19 protein-coding genes and 2 pseudogenes are annotated in these 21,424 nt (G+C 63.6%); 16 read left to right on the forward strand and 5 right to left on the reverse strand.

What is annotated here, in order from left to right:
* Positions 1-56 precede the first annotated feature (56 nt).
* From RYZ18_RS13430 to RYZ18_RS13445, 4 genes and pseudogenes are all read right to left on the reverse strand, one after another.
* Positions 57-719: pseudogene (locus RYZ18_RS13430) on the reverse strand (TRAP transporter large permease subunit); the annotation flags it as partial.
* Complete coding sequence (locus RYZ18_RS13435) at positions 716-1,699, reverse strand: TAXI family TRAP transporter solute-binding subunit (protein ID WP_317657387.1); 984 nt, start codon at positions 1,697-1,699, stop codon at positions 716-718. The pseudogene RYZ18_RS13430 and the gene RYZ18_RS13435, both read right to left, overlap by 4 nt.
* Before the next feature lie 50 nt (positions 1,700-1,749).
* Positions 1,750-3,228, reverse strand: coding sequence for an aldehyde dehydrogenase family protein (locus RYZ18_RS13440; protein ID WP_317657388.1), 1,479 nt, complete (start codon positions 3,226-3,228; stop codon positions 1,750-1,752).
* 128 nt (positions 3,229-3,356) lie between these two features.
* On the reverse strand, positions 3,357-4,640 hold the full coding sequence (locus RYZ18_RS13445; protein WP_317657389.1) for a Rieske 2Fe-2S domain-containing protein: 1,284 nt from the start codon (positions 4,638-4,640) through the stop codon (positions 3,357-3,359).
* A gap of 100 nt (positions 4,641-4,740) precedes the next feature.
* On the opposite strand from RYZ18_RS13445, the gene RYZ18_RS13450 reads away from it, so the two are divergent.
* From RYZ18_RS13450 to RYZ18_RS13465, 4 genes are read left to right on the forward strand one after another with little or no spacing between them, the layout of a single operon-like run.
* Positions 4,741-5,682, forward strand: a complete 942-nt coding sequence (locus RYZ18_RS13450) for a PDR/VanB family oxidoreductase (protein ID WP_317657390.1) — start codon at positions 4,741-4,743, stop codon at positions 5,680-5,682.
* A 40-nt stretch (positions 5,683-5,722) separates the two neighbouring features.
* Positions 5,723-6,838, forward strand: coding sequence for a Gfo/Idh/MocA family protein (locus tag RYZ18_RS13455; protein ID WP_411567126.1), 1,116 nt, complete (start codon positions 5,723-5,725; stop codon positions 6,836-6,838).
* Between the two features lie 34 nt (positions 6,839-6,872).
* Positions 6,873-7,862: an ABC transporter substrate-binding protein gene (locus RYZ18_RS13460; protein WP_317657391.1), complete on the forward strand. Its 990-nt coding sequence runs from the start codon at positions 6,873-6,875 to the stop codon at positions 7,860-7,862.
* Between the two features lie 7 nt (positions 7,863-7,869).
* Positions 7,870-8,340 carry a hypothetical protein gene (locus RYZ18_RS13465; RefSeq protein ID WP_317657392.1) on the forward strand — a complete coding sequence of 157 codons (471 nt, stop codon included), beginning with the start codon at positions 7,870-7,872 and terminating at the stop codon, positions 8,338-8,340.
* Between the two features lie 13 nt (positions 8,341-8,353).
* Here RYZ18_RS13465 and RYZ18_RS13470 read toward each other — a convergent pair whose 3' ends face one another.
* A complete protein-coding gene (locus RYZ18_RS13470) occupies positions 8,354-8,884 on the reverse strand; it encodes a MarR family winged helix-turn-helix transcriptional regulator (RefSeq protein ID WP_317657393.1) in 531 nt (176 codons plus the stop codon).
* Between the two features lie 131 nt (positions 8,885-9,015).
* Here RYZ18_RS13470 and RYZ18_RS13475 point away from each other — a divergent pair, with 131 nt between their 5' ends.
* The 12 genes and pseudogenes from RYZ18_RS13475 to RYZ18_RS13530 form a co-directional block, all read left to right on the forward strand.
* Complete coding sequence (locus RYZ18_RS13475) at positions 9,016-10,800, forward strand: thiamine pyrophosphate-binding protein (RefSeq protein ID WP_317657394.1); 1,785 nt, start codon at positions 9,016-9,018, stop codon at positions 10,798-10,800.
* Positions 10,801-10,861: 61 nt separating this feature from the next.
* Positions 10,862-11,704, forward strand: a complete 843-nt coding sequence (locus RYZ18_RS13480) for a 3-keto-5-aminohexanoate cleavage protein (RefSeq protein ID WP_317657395.1) — start codon at positions 10,862-10,864, stop codon at positions 11,702-11,704.
* Between the two features lie 114 nt (positions 11,705-11,818).
* Positions 11,819-12,628, forward strand: a complete 810-nt coding sequence (locus tag RYZ18_RS13485; protein WP_317657396.1) for a citryl-CoA lyase — start codon at positions 11,819-11,821, stop codon at positions 12,626-12,628.
* 4 nt (positions 12,629-12,632) lie between these two features.
* Positions 12,633-13,778: a CoA transferase gene (locus RYZ18_RS13490; RefSeq protein ID WP_317657397.1), complete on the forward strand. Its 1,146-nt coding sequence runs from the start codon at positions 12,633-12,635 to the stop codon at positions 13,776-13,778.
* Positions 13,779-14,035: 257 nt separating this feature from the next.
* Entirely contained in the window at positions 14,036-14,611 is a 576-nt protein-coding gene (locus RYZ18_RS13495; RefSeq protein ID WP_317657398.1) for an acetyl-CoA carboxylase biotin carboxyl carrier protein, read from the forward strand.
* An 8-nt stretch (positions 14,612-14,619) separates the two neighbouring features.
* The gene (locus RYZ18_RS13500) at positions 14,620-16,092 is read left to right on the forward strand and encodes a hypothetical protein (protein WP_317657399.1); all 1,473 of its coding nucleotides are present in this window, start codon (positions 14,620-14,622) and stop codon (positions 16,090-16,092) included.
* Positions 16,093-16,211: 119 nt separating this feature from the next.
* Positions 16,212-17,189, forward strand: a complete 978-nt coding sequence (gene dctP / locus RYZ18_RS13505; protein ID WP_317657400.1) for a TRAP transporter substrate-binding protein DctP — start codon at positions 16,212-16,214, stop codon at positions 17,187-17,189.
* A gap of 72 nt (positions 17,190-17,261) precedes the next feature.
* Complete coding sequence (locus RYZ18_RS13510; protein WP_317657401.1) at positions 17,262-17,795, forward strand: TRAP transporter small permease; 534 nt, start codon at positions 17,262-17,264, stop codon at positions 17,793-17,795.
* On the forward strand, positions 17,788-19,098 hold the full coding sequence (locus RYZ18_RS13515) for a TRAP transporter large permease subunit (RefSeq protein ID WP_317657402.1): 1,311 nt from the start codon (positions 17,788-17,790) through the stop codon (positions 19,096-19,098). Before RYZ18_RS13510 ends, RYZ18_RS13515 begins: the two co-directional genes overlap by 8 nt.
* A gap of 14 nt (positions 19,099-19,112) precedes the next feature.
* Positions 19,113-19,877: a 3-oxoacyl-ACP reductase family protein gene (locus tag RYZ18_RS13520; RefSeq protein ID WP_317657403.1), complete on the forward strand. Its 765-nt coding sequence runs from the start codon at positions 19,113-19,115 to the stop codon at positions 19,875-19,877.
* Positions 19,874-20,485, forward strand: a complete 612-nt coding sequence (locus RYZ18_RS13525; protein ID WP_317657404.1) for an isochorismatase family protein — start codon at positions 19,874-19,876, stop codon at positions 20,483-20,485. The genes RYZ18_RS13520 and RYZ18_RS13525 overlap by 4 nt, the downstream gene beginning before the upstream one ends.
* 405 nt (positions 20,486-20,890) lie before the next feature.
* A pseudogene (locus RYZ18_RS13530) lies at positions 20,891-21,016 on the forward strand (2Fe-2S ferredoxin); the annotation flags it as partial.
* Positions 21,017-21,424 lie beyond the last annotated feature (408 nt).

Here is a 21,424-nt window from a genome sequence, read left to right on the forward strand (position 1 = left end):
CTGCCCGACATCGTGCCGTAGAGACCCGAGGAGATCACCGCGATCTTCGCGGGGCCACCCCGGCTGCGGCCAGTTGCGGCCGAGGCGAGGTTAAAGAAGAATTCCCCGCCGCCGGCCGCCGACAGAAGCGTGCCGAATAGGACGAACAGGAAGACATAACTCGCGACGACCTGAACCGGAACGCCGAAGATGCCGTCGGTGGTGAAAACCAGGATGTCGAGCAGGTAGCTAAAGTCCGAGATCCCGTGTCCGAAGGGCGGTGGCAGCAGGTAGCCGAACCAGTTGTAGAGCAGGAACAGGACGACGATCCCAGTCAGCCCCGCACCGGTCGTGCGCCGCGTCGCTTCGAGCGTCAGCAGAAGCAGGGCAGTGCCGAAGAAGAATTGCGGCCCGGTAAACGGATCAAGCAGCGTGATGCGATCCGAGATCACCTCGGCATTGAGAAAGAAGAAGACGCCCGCCGCGAAGCTGACGCCGGACAGCACCCAGTCAAGGATCAGCGGAGTGTCATCCGAGTTCGGCGACGGACCGATGACCGGGAACAGCAGCGTCAGGATCCCGGACACGAACAGGATGCCCAGCACCAAGGGGTCTGAAATCACGAACAGGTTCGCGTAAATGACCCACACGGCGAAGGCTGCGGCCAGCACGGTGAGGGTCGTGGCCGACGCACCCGTGAAGGTGCGCCGGCGCCCAGTGGAAACCAGGGAGAATGTCACTCCAGCAGCCCTGCTTCGCGGTAGACGGCCTCTGCGCCCGGGTGGAACGGCAGGACCGTCTGGCTGACCAGAAGCTCAGGCGTGAGCTGTGCCATGGCACCATGCACGGCACGCACTTCGTCGACGTTGGTGTACAAACTGCGGGCCAGCGAGGCGGCGACCTCATCGGACATCGCATCAGTGGTGACCAGCATCGCACCAAGCGCCATGGTATTTACGTCGGCACCCTGGTTCGAATAGCTGCCCGCCGGAATGACATAGCTCGAGGTACCGAAGGCTTCGTTGGTCGCGGCGATCACGTCGGCCGGGATGTCGAGCAGAACGACGTCGGTGTTTTCGTCGATCGCCCGGAAGGACGAATGCCCGATGAAGATCCCGTTGGTGGCCATGTCGATCCGACCATCCTGCATCAGGTCGCCCTGCTCATTTGCCCCGGCGCGCACGAAGGACCCCCCGTTGGCTTCCAGAGTGGCCTCGTCGAGCCCGGCCTGCGCCAGCATGAACAGCGCCACATCGCCCGTGATGTTGCCCGAACGATTGATCCCGATCGTGACCGATGCACCCGATGCCGCGATATCCGCGATGCTGGTGATCCCGTATTCCTCGGCCATGTCGCTATCGAGGAAGAAATGCATCGGGGCCCAGTTGTACATGTAGCCGATGGCCATCATGTTGGTCACAGGGGCGCTGAACGGCTCCTGTCCTGCAAGCGCAAGTGCGATTTCTGCGTCATGGACAAGGCCCAGGTCCGTACTGTTGGCTGCGAGCAGACCGATATTGGCGAAACCGCCGCCGGTTGCCTGGTAGGTGATAACCGAGGTGTCATCGTCCACCTTGACGGCGCGATCGAGTCCGGCGCCCAGCAGCGACCAGAGACCGCCGGGGTTTCCCCCCGACAGAGTCAGGTCCACCGATTGTGCCTGTCCCGCAGTGGCCGACAGCATCATGCCGACGGCAAAGCCGAGTGTCTTGAGTTTCATAGCAACCTCCCTTGCTGTTGTTGAATGCCACTGCCGCGGCGCAGGGTCCTTCAACCCTGCGACACGATGGTGACGGTCTTGGTTTCCGTGTAGGCGAGCATCTCGCCCAAGCATTCTTCGCGTCCGATGCCGGATTGCTTGACCCCGCCAAAGGGCGCGCCGAGGTAGTGATCGCTGGTGTCGTTGACCCAGACGTAGCCAGCCTCGATCCTGCGGGTCAGACGCATCGCCCGGTCGATGTCACGCGTCCAGACCGAGGCCGTAAGACCCACGTCCAACCCGTTGACCACCGACAGCATCTCCGCCTCGTCGCGCCACGGCAGAACGGTCAGAACGGGGCCGAATACCTCTTCGCGGGCGATCTCAGCATCAGCTGCGACGTCACAGAACAAGGTCGGGCGCACGAAGAAGCCCTCGGCGGGGACGCCTTTGGGCGGGCCGCCGGCGGCCATCCGCGCGCCGGACGTCAGCGCCCGGTCGATGAAGCCCTGAACCTTGTTGTACTGCGCCTCGGTCGAGAGGCAGCCCATCTCGGTCCCCTCCTCCTCCGGACGTCCAAGCCTGACCGCATCGAACTCCGCGGCGATCCCCGCCACAACGGTGTCGTAATGCCTTTCGTGGACAAGGACGCGGCTGGTCGATCCGCAGGATTGGCCAGCCGTCCAGCCAAGGTTCATGCCCTTGACCGCGCCTGCGATCGCGCGTTTGACGTCCGCGTCCTCGCAGATCACCAGCGCGTTCTTGCCGCCCAGCTCCAGCTGAGTCTGCTTTAGGGTCTCGGCACTGCCGCGCATGACTGCGCGCCCCGTGGGCACGGAGCCGATTAGCCCGACGGCCGCAATGCCGGGATGTGCACAGATCGCCGCGCCGATATCGGCACCACCGGTCAGAACCGCTATCAAGCCCTTGGGGAACAGATCGCCGATCAGATCGGCCACCCGCAAGGCGGAGAGTGGCGTTTCCTCGGAGGGTTTCAGGATCACCGCATTGCCCGCGGCCAAGGGCGCGGCAAGCTTCGCGATGGCGAAAAGCGCGGGGTGGTTGAAGGGCACGATTCGCGCCACCACCCCCATGGGCTCGCGCGTGACGAAGGTCAGCTTGTTGCCGGGCTGCGGAATGGTCTCGCCCTTGGCTTCGGCCGTCAGACCCGCGAAATACTCCATTAGTGTCGCGCCGAGGCCGATATCGAACCGCATGCCCTGCAGCGGGTTCCCGCAATCCAGCGCATCGATCAGGGCAAGTTCCTCGGCTGAGTCCCGGATACGCGCAGCGGCCGACTTGAGCGCCACACCACGGGCAACAGGCCCCATATCAGCCCAGGCGCGCTGCGCTTCCGACGCTGCCGCGACAGCCTCGTCAAGATCAGATGCGATGGCGTCCTCGATCTGCGCCAGCAGGTGCCCATTGGACGGGCAATGCACCGCCCGCATAGAGCCACGACCAGGGCGGAAGTCACCCCCAATATACTGACCGAGCGGCACGTGAGACACCGCGTCCCCCACCGGCGCGTGTAGTCGATCCTCGGGCATTAACCCCTCCCCTTACAGCGGGCTGTGAAAGGCTCCACATCCACCACTTCAGATATCTTAGATATCTACGTCTTAGAAATCTATCTTTGCCCGCGACAATCCGTCAAGGGATTCGTCCGCCGCCGCGCTCATTCGGCGGCGGCGACGGCTCCTGTGGAATCCTCGATGGTCCGCCAATCGACGTCCTTGGGATAGACACCCTCCTTGGACGAGATGGTCACCTGCGGAACCCGCGGCTCCTCGGTGCCGATTGCCGGTCCGCCCTCGGCCACGCGGCGCGCGGCGTCGCTCATCAACCGGCGGAACTCCACGATCGCGAGGTCCGATGCCCCCAACAGGTCCGAGGACCGGTCCACCCGCGCGCCCATCGAGACCCACATGACGAGATCCTGGTTGGGAATGCCTAGAACGCCCGAGAAATGCCCCTCCTTCATCAGGTCGCGATCCTGCAGAAAGTCATTCTCAAGCGTCCGCTTCGGCCGCCACAGATGATCCAGATGCTCTCCCGGAACGGTATGGGCAAAACGCCGCCACTCATCAGTGGGCGGACAGGCGACGCCGCCCCAAGCAATGAAATGGAAATGCGATTCCTCGTCGCTGATCGGCACGATCACGGTTGCCACGTTGTAATTGTTATTGGGCGGGATTAGCGAGGTGAAGGGCGCTATATACTCCGTGATCCGAAGGTAGTTGTGCGTGCCGGCGTTCTTGATCGGCTTGCGGATCGCCGCGTAGTGGAAGCCATAGGGCGTCGTCTGGGTCTGCATCCGGGGCGACTTGTCGGTCGACGGCCGGTACCACGACTTGTCATCGGCCGCCGCACCCTCCACCCGCGCGGGCTTCATGTCCGAGGAGTGCAGCGACGAGGAATGCGCGCTGTCAATCTGCCCTTCGGTGATCTGCGCCCAGTTGGCCGGGATGCGCATCTTCAGAATCGACACCCGAGTGTCGTCGTCCGGCGCAAAGGCCGGGCGCTGGAATTCGGGGGCTTCTATCTCGGTATGCAGCCAGGCCCAGACAAAGCCGCCGCATTCCACCACCGGATAGGAACGGTGTTTGACCTTGCCATGCAGCGGCGATTCCTGTGGCTCCGAGGACATGGCCACGCAATTGCCGTCTACATCGAACTTCCATCCATGATACAGGCAGCGCAGGCCGCATTCCTCGTTGCGCCCATAAACCAGCGAAGCCTTGCGATGCGGACACAACTCGTCAAGCAGGCCCAGCCGCCCCTCGGTGTCGCGGAAGCAGACGTAGGCTCTGCCGATCGCTTCGACCCGCAATGGCTTGCCGTCAGGTTCCGCCACTTCCTCGGACAGGCAGACAGGCACCCAATGCTGGCGCATGAGCTCGCCCATAGGCCAGTCGCCCTCGACCCGTGTCAGCAGATCATTCTCTTCCTTGTTCAGCATCGTGCGCCTCCCTTGAAATTCCGGCTGCCTGCGGCAACTTGACGAATAGATTAGATATCTAATATAAAGCCGTCAAGAGGCTGAACGGGAGGCAGCGTACATGATCCCTGAAAACAGGATGACATTGCAGGTCGGCGCGCGCGACAACCTGACGAAAGACATCTGCCAATTCACGCTAGCGCGGCCAAAGGGCGGCAGCCTGCCCGCCTTCACGCCGGGTGCCCATATCACCGTCGAAACGCCCAGCGGGGCGATGCGGCGCTATTCGCTCGTCAATGACGGGGCGGCACCCGACACTTATGTCGTTGCGGTCAAGAGAGAGCCGAACTCGCGGGGCGGCTCTTCCTCGATGCATGACGATGCGCAGGTTGGCTCGACGTTAAGCATCGAGCCCCCCGAAAACGACTTCGAACTGGTCAAGGCCGACGCGTATCTCCTGATCGGTGGCGGCATCGGCATCACGCCGATCCTGTCGATGGCGCGCCACCTGAAGGAGCAGGGCAAGCGTTTTCAACTGATCTATTGCACGCGAAGTCCCGAGGAGACCGCCTATCTCGAGGAATGTAGCGCCTTCGAGCACGCGATCATCCATCATGATGGCGGGCAACTCGACAATTTCTATGACTTCTGGGATCACTTCGCGGAGCCGGGCAAGGAGCATGTCTATTGCTGCGGCCCCTCCCCCCTGATGGAAGAAATCAAGGCCATATCGGGCCATTGGCCCGAAGAGCGCGTGCATTTCGAGGATTTCAACGCCGTCGCTGTCGTGCGCGAGGACGACGCGGCCTTTCGAGTCACCCTTGCCAAGAGCGGACGCACCATCGAGGTGCCGGCGGATCGCTCCATCCTCGAGGCGCTGCGCGACGCGGGCGAACCCACCGTCAGTTCTTGCGAAAGCGGCACCTGTGGCACCTGCAAATGCACGCTGGTCGAGGGGGATGTCGACCACCGCGACCTCGTGCTGATGGACGAGGAAAAGAGCGATCACATTATGATTTGCGTGTCGCGCGCCAGGACGGGTGATCTCGTTGTCGATCTCTGATCCCCTCCGGCTGGGCGTGGCGGGCTTGGGGCGCGGCTTCATGCTGACCCTGCCCAGCCTGCGCGTTGATCCGCATGTCCGCCTCGTGGCCTGTGCGGCGCCGCGCGCCGAAAGCCGCGCCGCCTTCGAGGCGGAGTTCGGCGGGCGCGGGCATGCGACCGTGGCCGATCTGGCAGACGATCCCGAGGTCGAGGCGGTCTATATCGCCACGCCCCACCAGATGCACCGCGAACATGCAGAGATCCTCGCGGCACGCGGCAAGCACCTGCTGATCGAAAAGCCGCTCGCCGTGTCGATGGAGGATGCCAACGCCATCGTCGCCGCGGCGCGGCGGGCCGGGGTGCAGCTTCTGACCGGACCGAGCCACAGTTTCGACCAGCCCGTTCTGAAGGCTGCCGAGCTGATCGCTTCGGGCGCCTATGGCAAGGTGCGGATGCTCCATGCCTTCAACTACACGGATTTCCTCTACCGGCCCCGCCGCCCCGAGGAACTGGACACCGCGCAGGGGGGCGGGGTCCTCTTCAGCCAGGCAGTGCACCAGGTGGACGTGATGCGCCTCCTGATGGGCGCGCGCGCCACCCATGTCATGGCCATGACCGGCGCGTGGGATCGCACACGCCCGACCGAAGGGGCCTATAGCGCGCTGGTGGGCTTCGAGGGGGGCGGCTTCGCCACGCTCACCTACTCGGGCTATGCCCATTTCGACAGCGATGTGCTGATGGGCGATGTCGGGGAACTGGGCCATCCCAAAGCCGCTGACGCCTATGGCAAGGCCCGGCGCGCGCTTGCGACGGTCCGCACGCCGGAGGAGGAGGCGCGGCTGAAATCCGGCCGCACCTATGGCGCGGTCGAGGCCCCGCCGCCGGCGCCCCACGCCGAGCATTTCGGCCCCGTCACCATCAGCTGCGATGACGCCGATCTCAGGCTGGTTGCCGATGGCGTCGAGATCTGGGGCAATGTCGAGCGCGGCCTCGTCCCCGCCCCGCCCGCCCCCGCGCCACGCGCGCCGGTGCTGGCGGGGCTTCACGCGCTTTTGCGCGGCCGGGGCGCGCGCCCGGCCCAAAGCGACGGCTGGGGCCGCGCCAGTCTCGAGATCTGTCACGCCATCCTGCACAGCGCCGAAACCGGCGGCCGGGTGACGTTGCACCACCAATGACACCCAAGACGAACAGGAACCGGGAGGAAAATACATGGCCAAACTGACGCTGTCCCTGGCGATGGGCGATTATGACAGAACGCGGCCGATTCATGACGGTCGCGTGCAGATCGACGGGGTCACGCCCGTCACGCAGCTCCTCTCGCCCGAGGAGATGTTCTTCCGCGCCTTCCGGCACGAGGCGTTCGACATCTCGGAACTGTCCTTTTCCTCCTATTGCGTGAAGACCGCCGAGGAGGCCTCGCCCTACGTGGCGGTGCCCGTGTTCCTGTCGCGCGCCTTCCGGCACTCCTCGATCTACATCCGCACCGACAAGGGGATCACCGGCCCCGAGGACCTGAAGGGACGCCGCATCGGCATCGCCGAATGGCAATTGACGGCGAATGTCTGGGCGCGTGGTATCCTCGAGGACTACGGCGTCAAACCCTCGGATATCGAATGGGTCCGCGGCGGTATGCATGCGCCGGGCCGCCCCGAGAAGATCAAGGTCGATCTGCCCGAGGATGTCACGGTCATGTCGGCGCCCGAGGATACCACGCTCGACGCGATGCTGCGCGCGGGCGAGATCGACGGCTTCATCGGCCCCCGCTCTTTGGCCTGTTTCGACGAAGGTCACCCCCATGTCGGTCGCCTTTTCGCCGACGGCATCCGGGCCGCCTCGGAGCACTACGAGCGCACGGGCATCTTCCCCATCATGCATGTGCTGGGCATCCGCCGGACCATCGCAGATCAGAACCCCTGGCTGCCCGGCGCGTTGCTCAAGGGCTTCACCCAGGCTAAAACGATGGCCGAGACCGCGTTGGCAGATACTTCGGCCACCAAGGTAACCATGCCATTCGTCGAGGACACGCTGAGCCAGGCGCGACAGCTGATCGGTCGCAACCTATGGACATACGGGGTGCCGGGCAACGAGCACGTGCTCGACACCTTCCTCGACATGCATCACCGGCAGGGCCTGTCGAAGCGTCGCCTGAAGGTCGAAGAGATCTTCCACCCCGCCAGCTACGAAGCCTATTCCCTGTGAGGTCCCGATGATCGCGCACGTCCAGCAAGGCCCCGAGGCCAGACCGGTTCTGCTCGCCCCCGGCGACATCCTCGAAATCGCAACAGAAGCAGGGCCGAGGCACCTGCAGGTCACCCATGTCCGCGCCCCCTACCCGGACGTGGTCCGCGCCATCGCGCCTGTTGGTGGCACCCTGTCGGCAGCAGAGATCGCCCGTGGCGACACCGCCTTCACCGCTATGGTGGAACTGTCGCGCGCGCTCTCGGAGGAGGGAGCGAAGGCCCGGGCGATCGGTCATGCGCCTCTGCCTGAGGGTGCCCGCGCCTTTCCGCTCTTCCGCCTTCCGATCCGCAACCGCGCCGGTGAGATCGTCTACTGGTGGCATTGGGACGGCGAAGGCCTCAGCGTTGCGCCCGAAGCGGGCGAAAGCGATCTTCCGATCCGCGAGGTGATGCCGATGTCCAGGCTGAGGGCACGGCTTGCCGAGCTGGCGGGGTAACCGGGCGATGCGCTCAGACCGCGAAGCCGCGTGTCGGCGGAATACGGATGCCCGCCTCCTCGGCTTCGGCCTCGTCCCGCGCGAGATTTTCAAGGATCGTGATCAAGAGATCATGCAGAACCTGCCGATCTTCGGGCGCGATCCCGGTCAGCGCAACCTCGTTGGCGTCCACGGCCAGCGGCTCAAGAACGGCCTGAAGGTCCCGGCCCTTCCGCGTGAGGTAGACATGCTGTTTGCGCCGATTGCCATCTTCGGTGCACCGCTCAATAATGTCGGCCTTTTCGAGCTTGGTCAGCGCGCTGTGAACCGTGGGCTCGGTGAGGCTGGCCATCTCGCTCAGTTCCTTCTGGGTCAGCCCTTCCTGCTTCCACAGGATGCGCAGGAAAACCCATTGTCCAAAGGGAATGCCATGCTCCGCCAGCCTTCGCGCCAACGAACGGTTGAACCCGCGCGCGCAAAGCCGGACAAGATGCGCGACCCGCTCCTGCGCATATTGCGTCGACGGCAACTCCGCCGGAAGGTCCTGACCCCTGTGATCTTTCAAAGCTCTGCCGATTCCATCACTTCACTCGCAAAGAATACCGAGCCGCGCAGGTCTTGGAAAGCCCTGCTGCTCCGGATCATTTGGCGCGCTCTGACGCAGGCGGCCGGCCCGACCCAGAAGGAAGCTTCCCGATGACATCCGACCCCCGTTCCGTCGAAACCCCGGTGCCGTTCCTGGCATCTCCCGACTGGGGCAGCGACCGCATCGCCGAGACCCTGCGGGACATGGGCTTTCGCCATGTCGCCCTCAACCCCGGTTCGAGCTTTCGCGGCCTGCATGACAGCCTCGTCAATCACCTCGGCAACCGCGATCCGCAAATCCTTTTGTGCCTGCATGAGGAGCATGCCGTGTCCATCGCCCATGGCTGGGCCAAGGTGACGGCAGAGCCGATGGCGGTAATCCTGCATTCCAACGTCGGGCTGATGCATGCCTCCATGGCGATCTACAACGCCTGGTGCGACCGGGTGCCGATGTTCATCCTCGGGGCAACCGGCCCGCTAGATGCCGCGCGGCGGCGGCCCTGGATCGACTGGATCCACACCGCGCGCGACCAGGGGGTACTCGTGCGGGGCTTCGTGAAATGGGATGACCAGCCGATCAGCCTGTCGGCCACGCTCAACGCGATGCACCGCGCCAATGCGATCACCCGCACCGCCCCGATGGCCCCCACCTATGTCTGCCTCGATGTGAGCGTGCAGGAAGATCCGGTCCCCAAAGGCCTGCCCCCACGCCGCGTCGCGACACCGGCCGTTCCGACCCCGCCGCCTCCCGCCGAGGCAGACCTGGCCTGGCTTCTTGCGCGGCTGGCCGAAGCCGAGCGGCCTGTGTTCCTCATGGGCAGGGTGTCGCGCAGCACGGCGGATTGGGACGCCCGCGTCGCGCTGGCAGACGCCGTAGGCGCCAGTGTGATCACCGATATCAAGACCGGGGCCAGCTTCCCGACCGACCATCCGGCACATATCGGACCGCCTGCCTTTTTCATCGCCGAAGCGCCGCGCCGGGCTTTGGCCGAGGCCGATCTGATCGTCGCCTTCGACTGGGTCGATCTGGCCGGGACGCTTGCCGAGGCGGGCGTCACACCGGGCGCTGACACCCGCTTCGTCGTCGAAATCTCGCTCGACCACCAGCTCGCCAGTGGCGCAAGCCTCGACCACATGGGCTACGCCCAGCCCGATCTGCACATGGCCTGCCTGCCCGACGCGGTTATCGCGGCGCTGTGCAAGGCCATGGGCCTGACACCCACACCCGGTGCGAGGGAGGCGGCAGCGGCGGTGCTTCCGCCGCTACCCGACGAGGGCGTGACGGCAATGGACATGTCCGGCCTTTCGGCTGCCATCGCCCATGGCTTCGCGGGGGAAACCCCGTGCTTCGTGCGCCTTCCGCTGGGTTGGGACGGGGCCGCGCGCCCCTTCCGCCATCCGCTCGACTACCTTGGCTACGACGGCGGGGCGGGCATCGCCTCGGGGCCGGGCATGCTGATCGGCGCGGCCCTTGCGCTGCGCGACACGGCGCGCATCCCGGTGGCAGTGCTTGGCGACGGGGACGTGATGATGGGCAATTCCGCCCTTTGGACCGCGGCTCGCTACAAGGTGCCGATGATCGCGGTGGTCTGCAACAACCGCTCTTTCTTCAACGACGAGGTCCACCAGGAAAAAGTCGCCCGGATGCGCGACCGGCCGGTGGAAAACAAGGCCATCGGACAGGCCATCACCGGCCCGGACATCGACATCGCGGCCATCGCGCGCGCGCAGGGTTTGCGGGGGTTCGGCCCGGTCGAGACCCCCGCGGCCCTTGTCGATGCGATCAGGCATGCCATCGCGCTGTGGCGCGAAGGTCATGCGGTGGTGATCGATGCCCGCGTCCTGCCCGGTTACTCCAAGGAGATGCAGGCAGGCATGACCGAGACCGGCGGTTGAAACCCTTTTCAACCCTGTAGGCGCGAGGAACCCGAATGAACAGATCGGAGGAAGGCGTCACATGACCAATCCCTGCACCATCTGTGTCGCCATCACAGGCTCTTTGCCCACCAAGGCGAACAATTCCGCCGTGCCGATCAGCGTTTCGGAACAGGTGGAATCGACCCACGAGGCCTTCGAGGCCGGGGCCGCCATCGTCCATGCCCATGTCAGGAACGACGACGAAACCCCCTCCTCCGACGCCGAGAAATTTGCGCGGCTGAAGGAAGGGCTCGAAAAACACTGCCCCGGCATGATCATCCAGTTCTCGACCGGGGGGCGCTCGGGCGCGGGTCAAGCGCGCGGTGCCATGCTGCCCTTGCGCCCCGACATGGCCTCGCTCAGCGTCGGCTCCAACAACTTCCCCACGCGGGTCTATGAAACCCCGCCCGATCTCGTTGATTGGCTCGCCACCGAGATGCTGGCCCATGATGTGAAGCCCGAGATCGAGGCTTTCGACCTCAGCCATATCCTGAAAGCCAAGGAAATGGCCGACAAGGGCCAGCTGGCGGGGACGCCCTATGTCCAATTCGTCATGGGCGTGGAAAATGCCATGCCCGTGGACCGCGAGGTCTTCGATTTCTACATCAAGACCGTCCATCGCCTCTTCGGCCCTGATGCCCCGTGGTGCGCGGCGGGCATCTGCCAGCACCAGCTGACGCTGAACGAATGGGCGATCGCTGCGGGCGGCCATGTCCGCACGGGGCTGGAGGACAATGTGCGGCTCGACCGCGACCGGCTTGCGCCCTCGAACGCCGCCCTTGTCCGCCGCGCGGTCGAGATCTGTCACAAGAACGAGCGCCCCGTCGCTACATGGGCCGAGGCGCGCGCGATGCTCGGACTGCGCCGACACGAGGAGGCCTGATCAACAGCATCGGACCAAGAGGCGGGCTCTTGCGCCGAGGCCTGCGCGCCTCTAAACCCTTCGTCACCAGAGGAACGTCGCCGTGCGACAGTACATCAATACGAGGAGGAACCGATGCGGATCGGCAAGCAATCACAGGCCTTCACGGCCATAGCGACGTCGGATGCCGAGAGCGTCACCATCCGTGGACATGACCTTTGTGCGGATCTGATCGGCAAGACCACCTTCACGGATTATTTCTGGCTGCTTGTGACGGGCGAGACGCCCGACAAGACCCAAAGCGCGATGACGGATGCGTGCCTTGTAGCGATTGCCGAACATGGGCTCGTCCCCTCGGTGCAGGCGGCCCGGATGACGCTGGCCGCCGCCCCCGAGGCTTGGCAAGGGGCGATGGCGGCAGGATTGCTGGGCATGGGCAGCGTGGTGGCCGGAAGCTCCGAGATCGCTGGCAACTACCTGGCCGATCTTGTTGCCCGCGCCGGGGACGATGACGACCTCGAGACTACCGTCATCGCCAGCCTGCACGAGCACAAGGCCGCGCGCCGCAAGGTGCCCGGCCTTGGCCATCCGCAGCACAGTGCGGGCGACCCGCGTGCGGACCGGCTACTGGCCATCGCAGCTGACCTGGGCCTTGCGGGTCGCCATGTCACGGCGCTCAGGCTGCTGGGTCAGCACGCAGGACCCATCATGGAACGCCCCCTGCCGGTGAACGTGTCGGGGGCGATCCCGGCCTGCATGCTGGATGCAGGATGGCCGCAGGGTGCGATGAAAGCCATACCGCTCATCGCGCGCGCAGGCGGCCTTTCCGCGCATCTCTTCGAAGAGACGCGGCGGTCCATCGGGTTCATCATGTCCCACAAGGCCGACGAGGCGATCGCCTATGACGGCCCCGCGTCGCCAGAAGACGCAGCGGCCGGGGAGTAACCTGATGGTCAGGATCCTGTCGGGCATCCGCGTCGTCGAAATCGGCACCTATATCACCGGCCCTGCGGCGGCGATGCACCTCGCCGATCTTGGCGCGGATGTCGTTAAGGTCGAGCAACCTGGAACGGGTGACCCGTTCCGCGCCTTCAAGGGGGGGCTCTATTCCCCGCATTTCCAGACCTATAATCGCAACAAGCGATCCATCGCGCTGGATACCAAGACGGCGGAGGGGAGGACCACGCTTCACGAGCTGGTCGCCTCCGCCGATGTCTTCATCCAGAATTTCCGCCCCGGCGTGGCCGAGAAACTCGGCGCAGGCGAAGAAGATCTCCGCCGGCATCGCCCTGATCTCGTGTATTGCGCGATCTCGGGCTTCGGCACCTCCGGTCCGGCGCGCGATCGGCCCGCCTTCGACACCGTAGCGCAAGGGGCCAGCGGCTATCTGCGCCTTCTGACACCGCCTGATGCGCCGCGCGTCATCGGCCCGGCCATAGCGGATGCGGTCACCGGCCAATACGCCGCCATGGCCTGTCTCGCCGCCTTGCTGGAACGGGCGCAAACCGGCCGCGGCCGACGCATCGACATCTCTATGCTCGAGGCGATGTACCATTTCAACCTGGACAGCTTCACCCATCACTTCTCGGCCGGCGAGGTGATGGGCCCGCTCTCGCGCCCGGTCGTTTCGCAAAGCTACACTTTCGAATGTGCGGATGGAAAATGGGTGGCCTTGCACCTGTCGTCGCCACCAAAATTCTGGGAGGGGCTGTTACGCGCAACGGGTCAGGAACATTTGGCCGATGATTCCCGCTTTTCCGAACGACTCGAGCGGGTAAAGCACCAAGACGCACTGATCGCCCATTTCACTCCGGTCTTCCGCACGAGGTCGCGCGACGAGTGGTGTGACCGCCTCCTCGAACAGGAAGTACCCCATGCTCCGGCCTACGAGGCCGACGAGGCCCTGGAGGATCCTCAAGCCCGTCATCTCGGTATCAAGATCAGCGCCCCTTCGCGCGAACTGGGTCGCTTCACGACGGTCCGCGCCCCCTACAACTTCGACGGACAGCCGGAAAAGGAGGTGCGCCCGCCGCCGATTCTCGATGAACACGGCGAGGAGATCCGCGCAGAATTGGCGCAGCTCAGACAGGCGTGATGCCACCCCTTCCCCGCGCCGCACGACACGAAAGTAAGATATCTAATGTATTGACAGGTGCGCTTCCTGTTCAGTAACGATTATGGGTGGGGACGGTCTGCGGGCCGCTCCTTCAAAGGGAGGAAATCTCGGGGCAATCTTCGTAGCGGGCCGCTTTGGCTCGAACGGCAGCGTTGTGCAACGCACTGCCTGGACGGATGAGTTTTGACCTCGCCACCTCTCGCCGACGGACGCCCTGGGAGGAGAGGCCGTAGAGCATGAACGACGAAAGCCATGGTGGCCTGGCGCCACGGGAGCTAGCGCAGATCCTCGAGGTGATCGAGGGATCGGCCTTCGACAGCATCGAATTGCGGATCGGCGACCTGCATCTGTTCGCCAGCAAGTCAGGCACGCATCAGCCGAACGCACTCGCTCCCCCTACCGCGCCGGCCCCTGCCCTGACACTGGCGCAGAAAGAGATGAGGGCTGAGGGTCAAGCCTCGTCCGCCGCCGCAGCTGGCGAGGCGCAAACTACCGCCGCGGCGGTTGGCACAACGACTGTTACCGCGCCCCTGCAGGCCAACGACACCGAGGGCGAAACAGTGGGACAGACCGTGATCACTGCACCTGTCGTGGGCACCTTCTACATTGCCCCCGACCCAGAGGCTTCGCCGTTCATCGACATCGGCGATCGCGTGACGCCGGAAACGACTGTTGGCCTTATCGAGGTGATGAAAACCTTCATCGACGTCAAGGCAGGCTGTTCAGGCAGGATCACCCGCCGCCTTGTCGAGAACACCGCCGGCGTCGAATTCGGCCAAAGGCTCTTCTTGGTCCGGTCGGACACGGAGTGACGACAGGCATGGCACCGCGCATCCACCTGATCGACACCACCTTGCGCGACGGCCAGCAAAGCCTTTGGGCGCTCAATATGCGCACGGGCACCATGCTCACCGCGCTGGAACAGCTTGACCAAGCCGGCTTCGAGGCGATGGAATTCTTCGTCCCTGTCGTCCAGATCAAGAAGATGATCCGCGATCTCGACGAGGATCCGTTCCAGTGGCTGCGCTTTGGCGCACGCAAGGCCTGCCAGACGCCCCTGCGCCTTCACGCCGGGTACCGCAGCGGGCTGGGCAAGGTGCCCGAGGCGATCGGCAAGCTACTGGTGCAACGCGTCATCGACAACGGCATCACGGTGGCCCGCATCTCGGACCCGTGGAACGATTTCGACACCCTGCGCGAAGAACATGACGGGTTGCGCGCCATGGGCATGGAGAGCGTGGTCAACATCGTATACTCGGTCTCGCCCCGCCATACCGATGCCTATTTCATGGAGCGCGTCGCAAAGGCCGCCAGCCTTAGGCCCTGGCGGCTGTGCCTCAAGGATGTCGGCGGGTTGATGACGCCCGAACGCATGGCCGAGCTGGTGCCGCGGGTCCTGGAGGCCGCAGGCGACATCCCGGTTGAGTTTCACGCCCACTGCAACAACGGGCTGGCCAGCTACAATGTGCAGCGGGCCGCCGAACTGGGCATCCGCCACATCCACACTGCGGTTCCGCCGCTGGCCGATGGCTCGTCCCAGCCGTCCGTCACCGCGGTCTGTCATAACCTCAGGGCAGCAGGGTTCGACGTGCCTCTTTCCATGGAGCCAATCGAACGGACCTCTGCCTTTCTTGAACGTATAGCCCGGCGTGACGGGTTTGCGATCGGCCAGCCCAGCGCCTTCGATGCAACGATCTACGAGCACCAGGTACCCGGCGGCATGATCTCCAACCTTTATTACCAGCTGGAAAAAGTCGGGATGTCGGACCGTTTTCCCGAGGTCTTGGAGGAAGCCGCAAGGGTCCGTGCCGATTACGGTTATCCGATCATGATCACACCTTTGTCGCAATTTGTCGGAACCCAGGCCGCCGTGAACGTGATCACCGGCGATCGTTACGCGCAGGTCACGGACCAGTCCATCCAGTATGCCCTTGGCCTGTGGGGGCGAGAGGCACTCGACCACATGGACCCCGACATCCGCGACCGCATCCTCGACCGACCGCGCGCTCGCGAAATCGCGGCGCAGGATCATCCCGAACCGAGCCTTGCCGAGCTGCGCCGCGATTTCCCCGGCCTGTCGGACGATGAGCTGATCCTTCGGGCCTATGTCGACGCCGATGCCGTCACGCGTGTCCGGCAACTCCCGCCGCCCACCGAGGACAGCCTCTCGGCCAGCACAATCATAGATCTTGTCGCCCGTCTTGCCCGGATGGAACACCGAAAGACGATCTCGCTGCAAAAGGGCGACCTGTCGATCACCCTGCGAAGAACTGACGACGACGATGGACGGTGACCACACATCGAGGATAGGCGGCGTGACCGGGCCAAGCAGATCTGCGCCGCCTTCGACAAAAGCTTGGCACAAAATCAAAGGGGCGTGCGGAAACCTGCCCCGTTCATAGGGAGAAAGAAATGAATTCTATCAAGATGCTTCTGCAGGGCGTAGCCGTCGCGGCGACAGTCCTGCCTTTCGCGGCGCAAGCACAGGACATGCGCGTGCTCAGCAGTTGGGGAGAAAGCTACGCACCCGTGACCGAGGTTCTCGACCCATTCCTCGCATTGCTTGAAGAGGAATCCGGCGGATCCCTCAGCCTCACGCGGCTCGGCCCGGAAACCATCCCGCCCTTCGAGCAGCTCGACCCGGTGTCGCGTGGCCTTTTCGACATGCTCTTCACGAATGGCGCCTATCACTACAACGACACGGCCGTCGGCATGTCGCTTGATGCGATGGACGGCACTGCGGCTGAACTGCGCGAGGCCGGCATCTGGGATTTCGTGGATCAGCACTACCAGGAACGCGGCCTGAAGCTCATCGCCGTCCTCTATGACCTGAACGGCTATCACATCATGCTTAAGGAGCCGCTGGGCGAGGACGCACTGGCCGGTCGCCGTATCCGGGGCACCCCGATCTATCATCCGATCATCGAGGCGCTTGGCGGCGCGCCAGTGGTTCTGCCCGGCAACGAGATCTACCCGGCGCTCGAGCGCGGCGTCGTCGATGGCGCGGCTTGGCCGACCGTGGGTGCCGTTGGCTTCCGCTGGTTCGAAGTGGCCGACTACATGATGCGCCCCTCCTTCGGACAGGTAGGCCACCCGGTCTTCATGAGCCTCGACACCTGGAACGGGCTCGACGCCGACACCCAGGCCCTGATCTCGCGCGTTGCCGAAGAGTACGAGGCGATGGCTGTCGAGAACTTCAACCGCGTGGTGGCCGAGGAAGAGGCGACGCTTGCCCAGGAAGGCATGACCGTAACCGAGCTTGGCGCGGATTACATGGGGATGCTCAATACCGCATGGTACACCGGCGCAATGGACCTCGCAGCGCAGCAAAGCCCTGACGCCATCGCCACCATCCGCGAGATGGCACGCGAAGCGGGCATCGCACCCTGACTAACGCCTGGCCAATCCTCTCTGTCCTCCGGAACAGCTCCGGGGGACAGTTTTGCCGAAGGAGTTTCCGCAATGACCACTGACAGCCCTGGTGGGCTTTTACCGAGGCTTGCATCTGCCCATGACGCGATTTCCTTCGCGGGCTTCATGCTCGGAGCCGGGGCCATCGGCCTGATCGTCGCGATCTACGCCTACGAGGTCACGATGCGGTACTTCTTCGTGGCACCGACCATGTGGGCCAGCGATTTCGTATCGTTTCTCCTGCTGTTTTCCGTCTTCCTAGTGATGCCATGGCTGACCCGCGAAGGAGGTCACGTGGCGGTCACGCTCCTTCCCGACATGCTACCCGAGCGCCTCGGCTCGCTCCTTCTGCGGCTGGGTTGGATCGCCGGGTCCGCGGCCTGTCTCTGGGCCGCCTGGATCAGCTTACAGGAGAATATCGTGCTGTTCGAACGTGGCACCGCCACGCTCACCGTCGTGCGCTTTCCAAAATGGGCGCTGACGGCTGTCATAACTTATGGCTTGCTGAACTCGGGGCTGTATTTCGCCCGGCTCGCCATTTTCCCGGCCGCCGAGGTGCAAGGCGACGGGGGCCGCCATGCTTGAGGGCATTCCCGCCGTCGCGGTCGGCATCGGCCTTCTGCTCGCGCTCATGGCTTTCGGCTTGCCCGTCTTTGTCGCCTTCATGCTGGTCAATCTCGTCGCCGTCGGCGCGATCATGGGTCCGGCGGGCTACGGCATGTTCATCAACAGCCTGTACGACACCACGACGACCGGGGCGCTTGTCACCATCCCTCTGTTCATCCTGATGGGTGAGATCCTGTTCCGATCAAACGCGGTGGATGTCCTGTTCCGCTCGATCGACACGCTGGTAGGCCAGGTGAAGGGGCGGCAATACGTTCTGGCCGTTGCGCTTGCCACAGTCTTCAGCACTCTTTCGGGGGCCGCGATGGGCGTCGCCGCGATGCTCAGCCGGTCGCTGCTGCCCACCATGATCAAACGCGGCTACGATCCGGGCCTTTCGATCGGCAATATCCTTGCCGGGGCCAGCCTTGCGCCTTTGATCCCGCCCAGCGTTCTAGTCATTATCATAGGAACACTCGCCGGGGTGTCCATCGCTGGCCTTCTCGTGGCAGGCATCCTGCCGGGGCTATTGTTGGCTGCGCTCTTCCTTGCCTATTCTTTTTTCCGGGTCTGGCGAAACCCGGCCCTCGCCCCGCCCGAAGAGGACGGGACAGGCCGCCCGAGCGCGGCGCAGGTCGTCATGGCGGCCGTCCGGCTTATCCCCTTTTCTATCGTCATCATGATGGTCATGGGCCTGATCCTGATGGGCATCGCCACTCCGACCGAGGCCGGTGCAATGGGCGTGATCGGCGCGCTCATGACCGCGGCCGTATACCGACGACTTGGCATCCCGATGATGATGCAATCGCTTGCCGCCACAGCACGGATCTCGGCGATGATCCTCGTGATCATGGCTTCCTCCAAGCTGTTCAGCCAGTTGCTCGCCTTCACCGGAGGCGCAACCGCGCTGACGCAGATGGTGGTCGGGATGGACCTGGGATGGTGGGGCATGCTCTTCGTCCTGATGGCCCTGCCCTTTCTTCTTTGCATGTTCATCGACCAGATCGCGCTGATGCTAATCGTGATCCCGATCTACACACCGATCATCGCGACAATGGGCTATGACCCGATCTGGTTCTGGCTCTTGTTCCTCGTGAACATCACCGTCGGCGGGATGACGCCGCCCTTCGGCTATACGCTTTTCGCGCTGAAGAGCGGCTGGAACGAAGGGCGCCTCGGCACCGTATTCCGAGCGGCATGGCCCTTTGTTGGGCTTTTCGTCATCGGCATGGTGATCATCGCCGTCTTCCCCGCAATCGCCACATGGCTTCCCAGCCTGATTTGACGAAAGGGCATCACATGACCACACACAGCATGGCCGGACAGGCCGTCATCGTCACCGGAGGCGGACAGGGGCTCGGACGTGCCTTCGCGACCCGCTTCGCGGCCGAGGGCATGAGCGTTCTGGTCGCCGATATCCGGCACGAAGCCGCCGAAACAGTCGCGGCCGAGATCACTGAGGCAGGCGGCACGGCCCGCGCCATTCATGTCGACGTGACGGAGGAGACCTCCTGCCGCACCATGTGCGACACCGCCCTTTCGGCCTTTGGTCGCCTCGATATCCTGGTCAACAATGCGTCGATCTTTTCGACACTGAAGATGCGCCCCTTCACCGAGATCCCCGTCGAGGAATGGCGGCAGGTGATCGATGTGAACCTCACGGGTGTCTTCCTTGCCTCGCGCTCGGCCGTCCCCACGATGAAGGAGGCGGGCCACGGCCGCATCGTCAATATCGCTTCGGCCGTGGTCCCGATGGGGCGGCCCAATTACCTGCATTACGTCGCATCGAAGGCAGGCGTGATCGGTATGACTCGCGGCATGGCGCGGGAACTGGGGGGGTGGAACATCACTGTCAACGCCGTGCTTCCCGGCGCCACCGACACGGAGATCGAGCGCGAGACCGTCTCGCCCGAGCAGCGCGCGGCCCTCATCGCCAGTCGCGCTATCCAGCGCCCCGGGACACCGGATGACCTGACAGGCGTAGTGCGCTTCTTCGCCTCTGATGACAGCCGCTTCGTGACAGGCCAGAGCCTCGTTGTCGATGGCGGGACGGTTTTCCTGTGAGCGGCGCACAGGAAATCTGGGGCCGCCGCCTGGGCTTCGGTCGCGCACCCCTTGTGCTGGTCGTTGATCTGGCACGGGCCTTCACCGAACCGCCGCGCCCCCTTGCAAGCGATGCGACCACGGTCATCGCGGCCTCCAACCGGCTGATTGGTGCGGCACGCGACGCCGGAATACCGGTGCTGTTCACGACTGTGGGATATGAGCGCGACGATCTAGGCGATGCCGGTCTCTGGGCACGGAAGATCGGCGGCCAATCCGACTTGCGTCTTGGCTCCGACGGGGTGGAGATCGACCCGCGCATGGACCGAGATCCGGCGGATTCGGTGCTGGTGAAGAAATACGCCTCGTGCTTCTTCGGAACGGATCTGTCCAGCCGCCTGACCTCGGGAGGGATCGACACGGTGATCATTTGCGGGCTGACGACCAGCGGCTGTATCCGCGCAACGGCCGTCGACGCGATCCAGCACGGGTTCCGCCCGATCATCGCGCGCGAAGCCGTGGGTGACCGCTGGCCGAAGGCCCATGACCAAGCCCTGTCGGATCTTGATGCGAAATATGCCGATGTGATGGACCTCGAAGCTGTGCTGAGGGAGATTTCCCGCCGCTGATCCACCATCCGGTCGAGACCAGCGCCGGACGGCAACCCAAGCTTGGCGTTCACGCTATTCGCAATTTCGACGATCATCCCTTTTGGAAGGAAATGTGTGGTAGGCGAAGTCCCTACGCGAAATGTGTGCATTGCACATAGCCCGACCAGCATTGAGGAGACGGTGCCTGTGTGCGATGCCGGGTCCCGCCTTGCGAAGCGCTTTCGCCAAGGATCATGTCCCCTCGACTTTGACAGCGTTAATCCAAGTTGCTGCAGAAAAGACGAACGACCGGTTTAGGGACACGGTGCTGTCGAATTCAGCCTCAGGCGACCGCTTGCAATGGGCCGATTGTCAAGCCCCCTATGTTTGATCCAATTTTAGGGTCGTAGTTTCTGGTATTGGTGGGCGCATTCCGAGGCTTTGATGGGGCCGGATATGGTTGAATTTGCACACGAGCCTAATGCGTCTTGCTCCCGCCTAACATGCCAAATCAAAGTTACTGATGCGTTGGACGGGTTGATTTTGACAATCCCAGAGAAACAAGCTTGACTTAACTACGGCGCAAATAACCAACTGCAAAAGTAATAAAGCCCTGACTATGCTTTAAATATTTGGTATTGTGCCGATGCAACGCAAGCCGATAGAGAGGCGGGATTAAGCCTGTGTCGGTCTCGAGTTAACCAACGATAAGTTTTCAGCATTCAGACGCATGATTTTTCAAAAGCTGCACCCTGCTGATTCCAACTATCGTTGAGGAAAGAACACCAACCGAGCGAGCTTTTAATATAAAGTGGGTATCGTAAGATTACTTGCCTGAGACCCCCCTTGAATGATGCCGAAAATCCCAAAATTTCTGCAGCGCAACCTCAATGCGGCTTACTATCACATGTGCCGCTTGGGGACGCCGTTGCCAACTGAAGCTGAACGCATGCTCCGCGACGGGCTACATCGTTGGGC

Origin of the sequence: Roseovarius sp. 10, from assembly GCF_033100315.1 — a bacterium.
GTDB lineage: Bacteria > Pseudomonadota > Alphaproteobacteria > Rhodobacterales > Rhodobacteraceae > M30B80.

Bases quoted from the DNA above. Each gene is read 5' to 3' on its own strand.
- RYZ18_RS13475 (WP_317657394.1), top strand. From the start codon at position 9,016: ATGACATCCGACCCCCGTTCCGTCGAAACCCCGGTGCCGTTCCTGGCA.
- RYZ18_RS13480 (WP_317657395.1), top strand. From the start codon at position 10,862: ATGACCAATCCCTGCACCATCTGTGTCGCCATCACAGGCTCTTTGCCC.
- RYZ18_RS13510 (WP_317657401.1), top strand. From the start codon at position 17,262: ATGACCACTGACAGCCCTGGTGGGCTTTTACCGAGGCTTGCATCTGCC.
- RYZ18_RS13435 (WP_317657387.1), bottom strand. From the start codon at position 1,699: ATGAAACTCAAGACACTCGGCTTTGCCGTCGGCATGATGCTGTCGGCC.
- RYZ18_RS13500 (WP_317657399.1), top strand. From the start codon at position 14,620: ATGGCACCGCGCATCCACCTGATCGACACCACCTTGCGCGACGGCCAG.
- RYZ18_RS13455 (WP_411567126.1), top strand. From the start codon at position 5,723: ATGCTGACCCTGCCCAGCCTGCGCGTTGATCCGCATGTCCGCCTCGTG.
- RYZ18_RS13495 (WP_317657398.1), top strand. From the start codon at position 14,036: ATGAACGACGAAAGCCATGGTGGCCTGGCGCCACGGGAGCTAGCGCAG.
- RYZ18_RS13460 (WP_317657391.1), top strand. From the start codon at position 6,873: ATGGCCAAACTGACGCTGTCCCTGGCGATGGGCGATTATGACAGAACG.
- RYZ18_RS13485 (WP_317657396.1), top strand. From the start codon at position 11,819: ATGCGGATCGGCAAGCAATCACAGGCCTTCACGGCCATAGCGACGTCG.
- RYZ18_RS13445 (WP_317657389.1), bottom strand. From the start codon at position 4,640: ATGCTGAACAAGGAAGAGAATGATCTGCTGACACGGGTCGAGGGCGAC.
- RYZ18_RS13490 (WP_317657397.1), top strand. From the start codon at position 12,633: ATGGTCAGGATCCTGTCGGGCATCCGCGTCGTCGAAATCGGCACCTAT.
- RYZ18_RS13515 (WP_317657402.1), top strand. From the start codon at position 17,788: ATGCTTGAGGGCATTCCCGCCGTCGCGGTCGGCATCGGCCTTCTGCTC.
- RYZ18_RS13520 (WP_317657403.1), top strand. From the start codon at position 19,113: ATGACCACACACAGCATGGCCGGACAGGCCGTCATCGTCACCGGAGGC.
- dctP (WP_317657400.1), top strand. From the start codon at position 16,212: ATGAATTCTATCAAGATGCTTCTGCAGGGCGTAGCCGTCGCGGCGACA.
- RYZ18_RS13465 (WP_317657392.1), top strand. From the start codon at position 7,870: ATGATCGCGCACGTCCAGCAAGGCCCCGAGGCCAGACCGGTTCTGCTC.
- RYZ18_RS13450 (WP_317657390.1), top strand. From the start codon at position 4,741: ATGATCCCTGAAAACAGGATGACATTGCAGGTCGGCGCGCGCGACAAC.
- RYZ18_RS13440 (WP_317657388.1), bottom strand. From the start codon at position 3,228: ATGCCCGAGGATCGACTACACGCGCCGGTGGGGGACGCGGTGTCTCAC.